The sequence below is a fragment of the Bradyrhizobium sp. LA6.1 genome (assembly GCF_040547805.1).
In the GTDB taxonomy this organism is placed as follows: Bacteria; Pseudomonadota; Alphaproteobacteria; order Rhizobiales; family Xanthobacteraceae; genus Bradyrhizobium; species Bradyrhizobium barranii.
This window is the reverse complement of the sequence record NZ_JBEPQK010000003.1, coordinates 40,253-53,009: the sequence shown is the minus strand read 5'-3', so window position 1 is coordinate 53,009 and position 12,757 is coordinate 40,253. Positions and strand designations below refer to the sequence as shown.

Below are 12,757 nucleotides of genomic sequence, written 5' to 3'. Positions count from 1 at the left end.
TCACTTCGCGGGCGAGGTCTCGTCGACCCAGAGGTCCTCGACGTTCTGATGGGTCAGCTCCGTCGCATTGAGCTGAACGCCCTTGAGCCACGGCTGCACCGCCATGACCGCCTTGTTGTAGTTGAAGAACCAGACCGGCGCTTCCTCATAGAGCAGCGCATTGGCCTTTTGCAGCAGCTCGGTGCGCTTTGCGGGATCGTCGGCCTGCCCTGCCGCATCGATCAGCTTGTCGAAGTCGGCATTCTTGTAGTTCATGTAGTTGCAGGCCGGCTGCGGCGTCGAGGAGTGGAAGCATTTGAGCGCGGCCTGGGGATCCGGGCCGGTCGCCTGGGAATAGATGAAGGCCTGGTAGTCGCCGCTGCGCACCACCTCGGCCAGCACCGCGGTCTCGACCTGCTTGACCTTCGCCTTGATGCCGACCTTGTCCAGCATCGGGATCACGGCCGAGACGATCGGCAGGCCCCAGCTTTCATTCTGGCTGGTGGTCCATTCGAATTCGAAGCCCTGGGGATAGCCGGCCTCCGCGAGCAGCTGCTTGGCCTTGGCGGGATCGTAGGGGTAAGGCTTCATCGCCTTGTCGTAGGCGGGCGAAGTCAGCGGCAGCCAGCTGGTGGCGCGATAGGCTTTGCCCTTGACCAGCTTGTTGATGATGAGGTCGGTATCGATCGCGTAGTTGATCGCCTGCCGGACGCGCTTGTCCGTGAACGGCTTGAACGAGGGATTCATGCCCATATAGCGCGTGAAGACCTCGGCGACCTCGACGATGGTGCCCTTGAGGTCGGCGTCGGACTGATAGGCGACATACTGCGCGGGCCCGAGCACCGACGTGTCGATCTCCTTGTTGCGGAAGGCGACATCGCGCGCCGCGGCCTCACCCATGATCGACACGATGACCTTGTCGGCGTAGGGCTTGCCCGGCTTGTAGAACCGGTCCCAGCGCTCCAGAACGATGCGCGATCCCGGCACGTGCTCGACGAATTTGAACGGCCCGAGACCGATCGGCTTCTGGATGAAGCTCTCCTTGGCGGCCTCGTCGGCGGGATAGATCGAGGTCAGCGCGGTGAAGAAATAGAAGCCCGGATCAACTTTCTCGGTCAGCTTCATTTCGAGGGTGAAGTCATCGATCTTCTTCAGGCCGGAGATCTCCTTGGCCTGTCCCTTCTCGACCGCGGCCGCGCCCTCGATCATGCGGACAAAGCGCGCGCCGGGATAGGCCTTGGTGCCGTCCATAATGCGGTTGTAGGACCAGATGACGTCGTCGGCGGTCATCTTGCGGCCGTTGTGGAAATAGGCGTCGTCGCGCAGCTTGAAGGTGTGAACGAGACCGCCGCCCGAGACCACGTCCTCCTTGGCGAGCTCCAGAACCGGTTTGCCCTCCGCGGAATTCCAGATGTAGAGCGACCGGTGCAGCGCCTTGGCGTAGATCTCGTCCTGGGCGCGCTGTGTGGTGTGAATGTCCAGGCTCGTGAAACTCGAACCGTAGGGCGCCGTCATGCGGATGGTTCCGCCCTTGCGCGGCGCCTGGGCCTCCGCCGAGGTGGCGAGCGCCAGCCCCAAACCAGCGACGATCGCGATCATCCTGAACATCATGTGTCCCCCAACAACGCAGGTATTTCGATCAGGGATTTGATCATTCGTAGCCCGTCGAACGCAAGCTTCGTTTTGATGGCGACGGGTTCCGGAACGCGGCGCTCGCGAGACCCTCGGAGGCCAGGTTGCGTCCCAAGCGGTGCAAGCCGCCGATTGCGGTGCATCATGAGCGACCAAGAGCAGTGAACATTTTTCGTGATCAACGCGACCAAGCTCAGGATCGTTATCTGAGCCCCAGGGATTGCGGAAAAAATGAATCGCCGAACGCTAGGTATCTTGCTCGCGGGCGGACTGCTCGCCGCCACGGCCGTGCTGGCAAGCCCGGTCGCGGCCAGCCTCGGCCGGTACAGCGAGGCGGACAGCATCCGGTTCAGCTGGAGTCGCACCACCGGCGTGAACGACTATCTTGACGAAACGTGGTGGGCGGTCCGGGGCCATGACACTCCGGATAATTTCGTCGAACGACTGCTCAGCATCCCCGTCAGAGCGGTCGCACGGGGCGCAGGTACGGGTTTCGAAGCCAGGGTTTCCCAGGGCACCGGCCTGCCACTGCCCGAGAGCTGGAGCATCGCTACGGCGAAGAATTCGCCGTTCATCACGTCGGTCTACGCCGAGACCCCGCGCGATCTCGCGGCTGTGCTCGGCTTCTATCGCGCCGAGCTCGGCAAGCGTGGCTGGATCGAGACGGTGGTCGAACCGGACCGGGCCGTGATCACCTTCACGACGGCCCGTGGACCGGTCCTGCTCCGGCTTTCCCGTCAGGACGACAGGACGATCGCCGAACTTTCGCTGCGCAAGCCGGGTATCGCGAATGCTGGCCTCCTGCCGAGGCCGAGGCAGGTAAAGCTGATGCTCGGCAACAAGTCGGACGAGGCGGCGGTCATCACCGTCGCCGACCAGACCATCAAGCTGGCGGCGCACGCCGGCGAGAAACTGGCGCACTCCGACTCCGCCGCAGCCGAAATACCTGACGGCCAAAAGATCGATCTGCCGCCCGGCAAGTACAAGGTCACCCTCAAGGTCGAGGGCGGCACGACGCAGAGCCGGGAGTTCGAGGTCGCGGCCAACGAGACCTGGGGTCTGCTGGCCGGCACGGACGGCGTCCTGCTGCCGATGCGGCTTTATTGAAGCGCATCGGGCTCTAGCCGTTCGTAAACTCCGGCTGCCAATCGCGCAGTTTTCGCGCTGCGCCGGTGACGTCCGAGATGTTCGGAAATGCCCCCGCCTCCACCATCATCGCCCTCGCCAGCCGCACCGCGCGCGCCTCGCTGATCGCCCGCCTCCGCGGGTCCTCGATCAGCTCGAAATCGATGTTGTGGGCGAGGCCGAAGATACGGCGGAGGGTTTTGGCGGCGACGAAGCCGACGGTGTCAGTGAAAAGCCGCTGCATGTAAGCCTGCCGCTCGGCTTCCAGGCGTGCGGCGCCCTTCTCGCCGGCGAAGAGCGTGACCGGATAGGCATCGCCGGTGGCGCCAGCGCGCCAGAGATCGAGGAACTTGCGGGCGAACTCGCTCCACGCCTGCTCGACCGTCTCCAGCACCCAGCTTTCGAACGCCTGCCGCTCGCCCGGCGCGCGCTCGTGGCCGGCGGAGGCAAAATAGGCAATCAGGAGGTTCGCAAGCACGGCGCCGACGTCGAATCCCATCGGGCCGTAGAACGCGAATTCGGGGTCGATCACCCGCGTCTGGCTCTCCGTCACCATGATCGAGCCGGTGTGGAGATCGCCGTGAAGCAGCGCCTCGGGGCCTGCCATGAACTTCAGCTTCAGCCGGGAGATCGCGACATGCAGCTCCATGTCATCGCGCAGCTCTGCGGCCAGGCCGTCGAGATAAGGCGCGGTCCAGCGGTTCTGCTCGGCAATGCGGTAGGGATCGGTGAAGATCAGATCCTCGGTAATCTTGCACAGCGCGTGGTTGCCGGCAAAGGCGGCGATGCCCTGCTTCTTCTCGGCCGCCGACAGGGCGAGGTCGGAGGTGAAGAACAGGGTGCGCGCCATGAAGGTGGTGATGTCGTCCACGAAACCGGGATATTGCGTTGCGGCGACCATCCCCTTGCGCATGATGATGTGGGGCTCGAGCAGCTCCATCACCGTCAGCGCCAGCGTCTCGTTGTGGTGCAGCAGGGCCGGCACGAGGCCGGGCGCGAGCTGGGCCTGCTTCGACAAGGCGAGATATTCGTAATGGGCCCGCGACAGCGGCAGCGGCCAGCTCTCGCCGACGAGGCGAACGTAGGGCAGCGCCTGCTTCACGGCGACGCCGCCGCGCGTGCCCTTGACGATGAAGACGAGATTGAGATTGCCGTCGCCGACCTCGGTGATCTCCCAGGCGGCCGGCTCGCCACCGAGCAGTGCCTTCAGGTCGGATATGCCCGCGAGATAGTCCCGCAAGGCCGCCTCATGCAGAATCCGGTAGTCCCCCGCGTCGGCCATGACGATCCCACCCCATGATATTTGAGCACGATCTTATCGGAAAACCGCTTCGCACGTTTCCGGATCATGCTCTTGGCATGGCCGGATCGTTACTCCCGCTCCAGGAAGCTTGAGCCGATCTCGGCCTTTCTTTTGATGGGATCGTAATCACAATAGACGCTGTCCGCCACCAGCGTGTAGCTGGCGCTGACGGTGTATTTGTCCAGCTTGACCGAGTTCAGGCCGATCACCGAGGTGCTCTTGCCCCCGTTCCACTTGAACGGCGTCGAACTCTTGGCCTGCTCGCAGGCCATCACGGCTTCGTTGAAGACAGAGCCCTCGACGAACGCCTTCAGCGTTCGGACCTGCACGGCCATCTTCCACTCGAAATAGCCGATGGCGCCAAGGCCGGCGACGATCAGCACCAGAAGCGCGATGACGATCCGCTGAAAAGTCATTCGTTTCCCCCAAAGCAATATTGTCGGCAAAAACGTCTAGAACGGCATTCCCATCAATCTGGACAAGCGCTCGATCGAAAGATAGCCGGCATGATAGGCCGCGATGCCGATCCCGTAGATGATCGCCGAGATGATCGTGGTCCAGATCAGCTTGCCTCTCATCCGCGTCAGGACCGGTGCGCCGGGGTCGGTGCCGGGCGCGCCGACGCCGTCCTCGTGCTGGCTGCGCACGCCGAACGGCAGCGTCAGAAACAGCGCGATCCACCAGATGACGAAGTAGATCGCAAGCGCGGTCGATATCTGGATGGCCATGATCCGGCGCCCTACGCCTGCTCGATTTCGACCAGCGCCCCGGAAAAGTCCTTCGGGTGCAGGAACAGCACCGGCTTGCCGTGGGCGCCGATCTTCGGCACGCCGTCGCCGAGCACCCGCGCGCCCTCCTTCACCAGCGTGTCACGCGAGGCGATGATGTCGACGACCTCGTAGCAGATATGGTGGATGCCGCCGTCGGCATTGCGCTCGAGGAACTTCGCGATCGGCGAGGCCTCGCCGAGCGGCTCGATGAACTCGATCTTGGTATTGGGCAGCGTCGCGAACACGGTGGTGACGCCATGCTCGGGCAGCGCGACCGCCTCCGAGATCTGCGCCCCGAACGCGGCGCCATAGATCTTGGCGGACTTGACGGCGTCCTTGGTCGCGATCGCGACGTGGTTGAGGCGACCCAGCATGTTTCTTCTCCCTCAGCGCATGATCCGAAGACCATGCTCAACTACACCGTCAGGACGTGTACCAGACAGGGGGGCTTTTTGCCCCAATGTTCGTTGATGACGGCCCGGACAGCGCGTCGCACCGACTCAGCCAGGGCATCCGCATCGCGGCGGCGCGCCTTCGGCAGGCCCTCGATGGTGGAGACCACGGCGTCGAAGACGATGTCGTCGAAGGGCTCGCCGTCCCGGTTCTTCTCGGGAATGCCGACGAGATCGACCTCGGGATCGTCGGCAAGCTCGCCCTGCTCCGTCATCGCGACCGCGACGAAGGCGCAGCCGGAGAAAGCCATGCGGCGACGCTCGACCACGGCGCGGGACTTGGAGTCCTCCAAGATCGTGCCGTCCTTGTAGATCCGGCCGGAGGGCACCTCGCCGATGATGCCGGGATCACCCGGGCCGAGCTTGATCAGGTCGCCGTTGCGAACGACCAGGACGCGCGGCACGCCGGCGGCGCGCGCGAGCTTGGCATGCTCGTTCAGGTGCAGCGCCTCGCCATGGACGGGGATCAGGAGCTGCGGCTTGGTCCAGGCGATCATGTCGCGCAATTCGTCGCGGCGGGGATGGCCGGAGACGTGGACCAGATGGTCGCGGTCGGTAAGGACCTCGACGCCCTGCAGCACCAGATTGTTGATGATGGAGCCGACGGCCTTCTCGTTGCCCGGGATGGTGCGCGAGGAGAAGATCACGCTGTCGCCGCGGTTGAGCGTGATCTCGGGATGGTCGTCATTGGCGATGCGCGCCAGTGCCGCGCGCGGCTCGCCCTGGCTGCCGGTGCACAGCGCCAGCACCTTGTCCTGCGGAAGATGGCCGTAGACCTCGGGCGAGCGGAAGTTCTGCACGCCGTCGAGATAACCGGTCTCGCGCGCGACCTGCACCACGCGCTCCATGGCGCGGCCGACCACGACGACCTCGCGATCGGCAGCCCTGGCCGCGGCAGCGACGGCCTTGATGCGCGCGACGTTGGAGGCGAAGGTCGTCACCGCGACGCGACCCTTGGCGCCCTTGACCAGATCGATGATGGTTCGCGCGACCTCGGCTTCCGAGGGCGAGCGGCCGTCACGCACGGCATTGGTGGAATCGCCGATCAGGGCGAGCACGCCCTCCTCGCCGAGTTCGCGCAGCCGCTTCTCGTCGGTCGGGCTCCCGAGCGTCGGGGTCGGGTCGATCTTCCAGTCGCCGGTGTGCAGCACCGTGCCGACGTCAGTGTGGATCGCCAGCGCGTGCGCTTCCGGGATCGAATGCGCGACGGGAATGAACTCGACGTTGAACGGGCCGATATCGACGCGGCCGCCCGACGGCACCACCGTCACGGGGATTTTCGGCGCGTTGCGCTCGGCGGCGCATTTGGCCTCGAACAGCGCCGCGCTGAACTGCGTGGCATAGATCGGGCATTTCAGCTTCGGCCAGAGGTCGATGATGGCGCCGAAATGGTCCTCATGGGCGTGGGTGAGCACCAGGCCCATCAGATTCTTGCGTTCCTTCTCCAGGAAGCTGATGTCGGGCATGATCAGGTCGATGCCCGGCAGATGCTCCTCGTCGCCGAAGGAGACGCCGAGATCGACCGCCAGCCAGGCGCGCTGCTGGCGGTTGCCGAGGCCGTAGATCGACAAATTCATGCCGATCTCGCCGACGCCGCCGAGCGGCGCAAATACCAGTTCGTCAGGCTTCGCCATCACGCAGCTCCCACGGAGGCGGCCGAGCCGAAGAACACCTCGCCGGCCGCCACCGGCAGGCGTCGGCCGTCAACGGTGCGGACGATCAGGCAGCCAGTGTCGTCGATGGTGTCGAAAATGCCTTCCAGCGTCATCGTTCCCGTGTTGATCGCGACCCGTTCGCCGAGGCCGCAGGCGCGCTCCAGCCAGAGTTTGCGGATCTCCGCAAAGCCGCGGCCATTGTTCCAGATGCCGAGGAACTCGACCCAGGCGTCCGACAGCGCCGAGAACAGCTCTTCCGCGCTGATCTGGACGCCGAGTGCGGCCAGCGAAACGGCCGGCGTCGGCGTCCCCTCCGGCGCCGCCACGACGTTGGTGCCGATGCCGACGACGACGGCGAGACGATCGCCGATAGCCTCGGCTTCGAGGCCAATGCCGACCAGCTTCTTGCCGCCCGCGAGGACGTCATTCGGCCATTTCAGGGCGTATCTGGGCCGCTCAGGACCAAGCCGCAACGCGGCCTCGAGGCTGACCTTCTCCAGCGCCGCCTCTTCCGCAAGCCCCGCCGCAAACCCGATGGTGGCGGCGACTGCAGGCGCAATATCCAGGACCTCGAGGACGCTGGCGGCGAGATTGCCCTTTGGCGCGATCCAGGCGCGCTGGCGGCGGCCGCGGCCGGCGGTCTGGTCGGAGGTGACGAACCACATCGGGCCGCGTTCGCCGGCCCGCGCGTGCTCGATGGCGTCGGTGTTGGTCGAGCCGGTCCGTTCGAAAGCTGCGAGCTTGTAGCCCGCCGAGAGTGCGCGAGGACCGAGCGCGAACCCCATCCTAAAACAGCGACTTTGCCGCGGCGGAGGCGACGCTCACCACCGGGCCCGCGAACAGCGCGAAGAGGATGTTGAACAGGCCAAAGACAGCCAGCACAGTCTTCACCTCGACGCGCACCGGATCGACCTGACCGGCCGGCTCGTCGAAGTACATCGTCTTAACGATGGTCAGGTAGTAGTAGGCGCCCACGACGCTGGTCAACACGCCGATGACGGCGAGCGTGAACAGGTTCGCCTTGATGGCGGCGACGAAGACGTACCATTTGGCGAAGAAGCCGGCGAGCGGCGGGATTCCGGCGAGCGAAAACAGCAGCATCGCGAACATGAAGGCGAGCAGCGGATTGGTCCGCGACAGACCGGCGAAATCGCTGATCTTCTCGACGGCCTGGCCGTTGCGCTTCATCGCCAGAATGACCGAGAACGAGCCGAGCGTCATCGCCACATAGATCACGATGTACATCAAGACGCCCTGCGCGCCCTCGACCGTGCCGGAGGCGAGGCCGACCAGGGCAAAGCCCATGTGGCCGATCGAGGAATAAGCCATCAGGCGCTTGATGTTGGACTGGCCGATCGCGGCGAAAGAGCCGAGCGCCATCGAGGCGATCGCCACGAACACCAGGATCTGCTGCCACTGCGAGACGATGCCGGGGAACGCGGTCAGCGTGACGCGCGTGAAAACGGCGAGCGCGGCCACCTTCGGCGCCGAGGCGAAGAAGGCGGTGACCGGCGTCGGCGCGCCCTCGTAGACGTCAGGCGTCCACATGTGGAACGGCACGGCCGAGACCTTGAAGCAGAGGCCGGCGAGCAGGAAGACCAGGCCGAACACCAGGCCGATATTCGAGACCGTCGCGGCCGCCGCGATGCCGGTGAAGCTGACCGTGCCGGTGAAGCCGTAGACCAGCGAGGAACCGTAGAGCAGCATGCCCGAGGACAGCGCGCCGAGCACGAAGTACTTCAGGCCGGCTTCGGTCGACTTGGCGTTGTCGCGGTTCGAGGCCGCCACGACATAGAGCGCGAGCGACATCAGCTCGAGGCCGAGATAGAGCGAGATCAAGTCGCCGGCCGAGATCAGCACCATCATGCCGAGCGTCGAGAGCAGCACCAGGATCGCGTATTCGAAGATCCGGCGCGACGGGTCCGACAGGAACTCGGTCGACAGCACCAGCGTCACCGCCGAGCCGATCAGGGCCAGGATCTTCATGAAGCGGGCAAAATCGTCGACGATGAAGCTGCCGCCGAAGGTGACGTGCTTGCCCGCAGGCTGTGCGTAGACGAGCACGCCGACCACGACCAGCAGCAGGACCGAAAGCGTCGTGACGGTCTTGGTGGTCTCCTGCCCGCGATAGGCCCCCAGCATCAAGAGTGCCATGGCGCCGACCGCGAGCACAATCTCGGGCAGCACCGGCGCCAGTTGATAACCTGCAGTCTCAAAGCTCATGGCGATATCCTGACCTGCCCGATCACTGGAGCAGTGCGGCGGCCTTCACGGCCGTCACAGCGGTGTTGTAATTATTGACGAGTTGCTGGACCGAGACTGCCGACATGTCGAGCACCGGCTTCGGATAGACGCCGAACAGGATCGTCAGCGCGATCAGCGGGAACAGCGTCACGCACTCGCGGAAAGTGAGATCCTTCATGCTCGCCAGCGACGGCTTGACCAGCGCCCCGAACACGACCTTGCGGTACAGCCACAGCGCGTAGCAGGCCGACAGGATCACGCCGAAGGTCGCGAAGAACGCGGTCGGGATCGAGACCTTGAAGGTGCCGAGCAGCGTCATGAACTCGCCGACGAATCCGGAGGTGCCGGGCAGACCGACATTGGCCATGGTGAAGATCATGAAGGTCAGCGCGTAGAGCGGCATCCGGTTGACGAGGCCGCCATAGGCCGCGATCTCGCGGGTGTGCATGCGGTCGTAGACGATGCCGACGCAGAGGAACAGCGCGCCGGAGACGATGCCGTGCGAGATCATCTGGAACACGCCGCCGGCGACGCCCTGCATAGTGCCGGCGAAGATGCCCATGGTGACGAAGCCCATATGCGCCACTGACGAGTACGCGATCAGCTTCTTCATGTCCTCCTGCATCAGCGCCACCAGCGAGGTGTAGATGATCGCAATCGCGGAGAGCGTGAAGATCAGCGGCGCGAAGTCGTGCGAGGCCAGGGGGAACATCGGCAGCGAGAAGCGCAGGAAGCCATAGCCGCCCATCTTCAGCAGGATCGCGGCCAGAACCACCGAGCCCGCGGTCGGCGCCTCGACGTGGGCGTCGGGGAGCCAGGTGTGCACCGGCCACATCGGCATCTTCACCGCGAACGACGCGAAGAAGGCGAGCCACGCCCAGGTCTGCAGGGATCGCGGCACGGCGGTGTGCATCAGGGTCGGGATGTCGGTGGTGCCGCCGTTCCAGTACAGCGCCATGATGGCGAGCAGCATCAGCACCGAGCCGAGCAGCGTGTAGAGGAAGAACTTGAACGACGCGTAGACCCGGCGCGGACCGCCCCAGACGCCGATGATCAGGAACATCGGGATCAGGCCGCCCTCGAAGAACAGGTAGAACAGCACGAGATCGAGCGCCGAGAAGGTGCCGATCATCAGCGTTTCCAGGATCAGGAACGCCATCATGTATTCGCGGACGCGGTTGGTGATCGCCTTCCAGCTCGCGATGATGCAGAACGGCATGATGGCGGTGGTCAGGATCACCAGCGGCAGCGAGATGCCGTCGACGCCCATGTGGTAGGTGATGCCGGTGGCGAGCCAGTTCGCCTTCTCGACGAACTGGAAGTCGGCGCTCGACGGATCGAAGCGCATCACCAGGATCACCGACACCGCGAAGGTGATCAGCGTGGTCCACAGCGCGATCCAGCGCGCATTGCGCCGGGCCGCCTCGTCATCGCCTCGGCTGAGATAGACGATCAGCGCGCCAACCAGCGGCAGGAACGTCGTGACCGAAAGGATTGGCCAGGTTGTCATTTACTGGCCTCCAAAGCCGAACATGAACCAGGTGATCAGGCCGGCGGCGCCGATCAGCATGGCGAACGCGTAGTGATAGAGATAGCCGGTCTGGATCTTCACCACGTTGCGGGTGACGTCCAGCACGCGGGCCGAGATACCGTCGGGACCGAGACCGTCGATGATGAAGCCATCACCCTTCTTCCAGAGCTGATAGCCGATCCACTTCGCCGGGCGGACGAAGATGAGATCGTAGAGCTCGTCGAAGTACCATTTGTTGAGCAGGAACTGGTACAGCATCGGCTGCGTGTTCGCGAGCTCGACCGGCAGATACGGCCGGCGGATGTAGAACAGATACGACACCAGGAAGCCCAGCACCATCATCACCGTCGGCAGGATGGCGATGGTCTCGGGGATGTGGTGCATCTCCTCGATGATGTGCGGGTTCATCTTCACGGACTCGCGGAAGAACTCCTCGACGCCGTGACCGGCGAACAGCTCCTTGAACGGGAAGCCCGCGACGATCGAGCCGACCGCGAGAACGCCGATCGGGATCAGTATCCAGAGCGGAGCCTCATGCGCGGCCTCGTAGTGATGCTCGTCATGGGGCTCGCCGTGGAAGGTCTTGAAGATCAGGCGCCAGGAGTAGAACGAGGTCAGGCCGGCGGCGACGACCGTCATCAGGAAGCCGTACATCGCGAACGGATTATGCGAGGCGTAGGCGGACTCGATGATCGCGTCCTTGGAGAAATAGCCCGCCGTGAGCGGGAAGCCCGTGAGCGCCAGCGTGCCGATCACCATCACCGCATAGGTGTAGGGGATCTTGCGCCAGAGGCCGCCCATGTTGCGGATGTCCTGCTCGTGGTGCATCGCGTAGATCACCGAGCCGGAACCCAAGAACAGCAGCGCCTTGAAGAAGGCGTGCGTGAACAGGTGGAACATGCCGACCGAATAGGCCCCTGCTCCCATCGCCACGAACATGTAGCCGAGCTGCGAACAGGTCGAGTACGCGACGATGCGCTTGATGTCGTTCTGGACGAGACCGATGGTCGCGGCGAAGAACGCCGTGGTGGCGCCGAAGAACATCACGACGGCCTGCGCGTTCGGGGCGAGTTCGAACAGCGGCGACAGGCGCGCCACCATGAACACGCCGGCGGTGACCATGGTCGCGGCGTGGATCAGCGCGGAGACCGGGGTCGGGCCTTCCATCGCGTCCGGCAACCAGGTGTGCAGCAGGAACTGCGCCGACTTGCCCATCGCGCCCATGAACAGCAGGAGGCAAGTCAGGGTCAGCGCGTCGGCGTGCCAGCCGAGGAAGTCGATGGTCTTGCCGGTCAGGCTCGGAGCTGCATGGAAGATGGTCTCGAAATCGGTCGAGCTCGTCAGCATGAAGATCGCGAAAATGCCGAGCGCGAAGCCGAAATCGCCGACGCGGTTGACCACGAAGGCCTTGATCGCCGCCGCGTTCGCCGACGGCTTCTGGTACCAGAAGCCGATCAGGAGATAGCTGGCGAGACCCACGCCTTCCCAGCCGAAGAACAGCTGCACGAGGTTGTCGGCCGTCACCAGCATCAGCATGGCGAAGGTGAACAGCGAGAGATAGCCGAAGAAGCGCGGCCGATACGGATCCTCGTCCATGTAGCCGATGGAATAGAGGTGCACGAGCGAGGACACGGTCGTCACCACCACCAGCATCACGGCGGTGAGCGTGTCGACCCGCAGCGTCCAGTAGACCTGGAGGTCGCCCGACATGATCCAGGGCAACAGCGGAATCCGCATGTCGTGGTGCATGAAGCCGACATCGACCAGCGTCATCCAGGACAGCGCCGCCGAGACGAACAGCAGCGCGGTCGTGATCAGCTCGGCGCCGCGCGAGCCCGCGGCCGGCGGCTCGACCGGGCCATGGCCGTGGTCATCATGACCGTGATCGTCGTGACCATGGTCGTCATGGGCCGCCGACGCGTGCGCGTCGCCGTGGCCATGATCGCCGTGATGCTCGACCTCATCGCCCGAGGGGTTGCGGGCATGCGCGCCGAATAGCGCGATCAGGCCAGCAAGGATGGCGCCCAGCAGAGGCAGAAAGACAATCGCCTGAACCATGACTGAGC

General features: G+C 64.5%; 11 protein-coding genes. 1 reads left to right on the top strand and 10 read right to left on the bottom strand.

Going from position 1 to position 12,757, the window contains the following annotated elements; translation table 11 throughout:
* Nucleotides 1-1,590 carry an ABC transporter substrate-binding protein gene (locus ABIB99_RS07395; RefSeq protein WP_094184000.1) on the bottom strand — a complete coding sequence of 530 codons (1,590 nt, stop codon included), beginning with the start codon at nt 1,588-1,590 and terminating at the stop codon, nt 1-3.
* 252 nt (nt 1,591-1,842) lie between these two features.
* On the opposite strand from ABIB99_RS07395, the gene ABIB99_RS07390 reads away from it, so the two are divergent.
* Nucleotides 1,843-2,718: a hypothetical protein gene (locus ABIB99_RS07390; RefSeq protein WP_354175331.1), complete on the top strand. Its 876-nt coding sequence runs from the start codon at nt 1,843-1,845 to the stop codon at nt 2,716-2,718.
* A 13-nt stretch (nt 2,719-2,731) separates the two neighbouring features.
* Here ABIB99_RS07390 and mtnK read toward each other — a convergent pair whose 3' ends face one another.
* The 9 genes from mtnK to nuoL form a co-directional block, all read right to left on the bottom strand.
* Nucleotides 2,732-4,018, bottom strand: a complete 1,287-nt coding sequence (gene mtnK / locus ABIB99_RS07385) for an S-methyl-5-thioribose kinase (protein ID WP_354175330.1) — start codon at nt 4,016-4,018, stop codon at nt 2,732-2,734.
* An 89-nt stretch (nt 4,019-4,107) separates the two neighbouring features.
* Entirely contained in the window at nt 4,108-4,455 is a 348-nt protein-coding gene (locus tag ABIB99_RS07380) for a hypothetical protein (protein WP_014494873.1), read from the bottom strand.
* A 36-nt stretch (nt 4,456-4,491) separates the two neighbouring features.
* Nucleotides 4,492-4,767, bottom strand: a complete 276-nt coding sequence (locus ABIB99_RS07375; RefSeq protein ID WP_063982987.1) for a DUF1467 family protein — start codon at nt 4,765-4,767, stop codon at nt 4,492-4,494.
* A gap of 11 nt (nt 4,768-4,778) precedes the next feature.
* The gene (mce, locus tag ABIB99_RS07370; RefSeq protein ID WP_028149063.1) at nt 4,779-5,183 is read right to left on the bottom strand and encodes a methylmalonyl-CoA epimerase; all 405 of its coding nucleotides are present in this window, start codon (nt 5,181-5,183) and stop codon (nt 4,779-4,781) included.
* 41 nt (nt 5,184-5,224) lie between these two features.
* Entirely contained in the window at nt 5,225-6,895 is a 1,671-nt protein-coding gene (locus ABIB99_RS07365) for a ribonuclease J (RefSeq protein WP_354102437.1), read from the bottom strand.
* On the bottom strand, nt 6,895-7,701 hold the full coding sequence (locus tag ABIB99_RS07360; protein WP_063982985.1) for a biotin--[acetyl-CoA-carboxylase] ligase: 807 nt from the start codon (nt 7,699-7,701) through the stop codon (nt 6,895-6,897). Before ABIB99_RS07360 ends, ABIB99_RS07365 begins: the two co-directional genes overlap by 1 nt.
* Before the next feature lies 1 nt (nt 7,702).
* The gene (gene nuoN, locus ABIB99_RS07355; protein ID WP_063982984.1) at nt 7,703-9,139 is read right to left on the bottom strand and encodes an NADH-quinone oxidoreductase subunit NuoN; all 1,437 of its coding nucleotides are present in this window, start codon (nt 9,137-9,139) and stop codon (nt 7,703-7,705) included.
* 22 nt (nt 9,140-9,161) lie between these two features.
* Nucleotides 9,162-10,670 (bottom strand): NADH-quinone oxidoreductase subunit M, encoded by a 1,509-nt coding sequence (locus tag ABIB99_RS07350; RefSeq protein WP_135216787.1) that lies wholly within the window; start codon nt 10,668-10,670, stop codon nt 9,162-9,164.
* Nucleotides 10,671-12,749 carry an NADH-quinone oxidoreductase subunit L gene (nuoL, locus tag ABIB99_RS07345; protein ID WP_063982982.1) on the bottom strand — a complete coding sequence of 693 codons (2,079 nt, stop codon included), beginning with the start codon at nt 12,747-12,749 and terminating at the stop codon, nt 10,671-10,673.
* Nucleotides 12,750-12,757: the final 8 nt, after the last annotated feature.

Bases quoted from the DNA above. Each gene is read 5' to 3' on its own strand.
- ABIB99_RS07375 (WP_063982987.1), bottom strand. From the start codon at position 4,767: ATGGCCATCCAGATATCGACCGCGCTTGCGATCTACTTCGTCATCTGG.
- ABIB99_RS07365 (WP_354102437.1), bottom strand. From the start codon at position 6,895: ATGGCGAAGCCTGACGAACTGGTATTTGCGCCGCTCGGCGGCGTCGGC.
- nuoL (WP_063982982.1), bottom strand. From the start codon at position 12,749: ATGGTTCAGGCGATTGTCTTTCTGCCTCTGCTGGGCGCCATCCTTGCT.
- ABIB99_RS07395 (WP_094184000.1), bottom strand. From the start codon at position 1,590: ATGATGTTCAGGATGATCGCGATCGTCGCTGGTTTGGGGCTGGCGCTC.
- mtnK (WP_354175330.1), bottom strand. From the start codon at position 4,018: ATGGCCGACGCGGGGGACTACCGGATTCTGCATGAGGCGGCCTTGCGG.
- ABIB99_RS07360 (WP_063982985.1), bottom strand. From the start codon at position 7,701: ATGGGGTTCGCGCTCGGTCCTCGCGCACTCTCGGCGGGCTACAAGCTC.
- ABIB99_RS07350 (WP_135216787.1), bottom strand. From the start codon at position 10,670: ATGACAACCTGGCCAATCCTTTCGGTCACGACGTTCCTGCCGCTGGTT.
- nuoN (WP_063982984.1), bottom strand. From the start codon at position 9,139: ATGAGCTTTGAGACTGCAGGTTATCAACTGGCGCCGGTGCTGCCCGAG.
- ABIB99_RS07390 (WP_354175331.1), top strand. From the start codon at position 1,843: ATGAATCGCCGAACGCTAGGTATCTTGCTCGCGGGCGGACTGCTCGCC.
- mce (WP_028149063.1), bottom strand. From the start codon at position 5,183: ATGCTGGGTCGCCTCAACCACGTCGCGATCGCGACCAAGGACGCCGTC.
- ABIB99_RS07380 (WP_014494873.1), bottom strand. From the start codon at position 4,455: ATGACTTTTCAGCGGATCGTCATCGCGCTTCTGGTGCTGATCGTCGCC.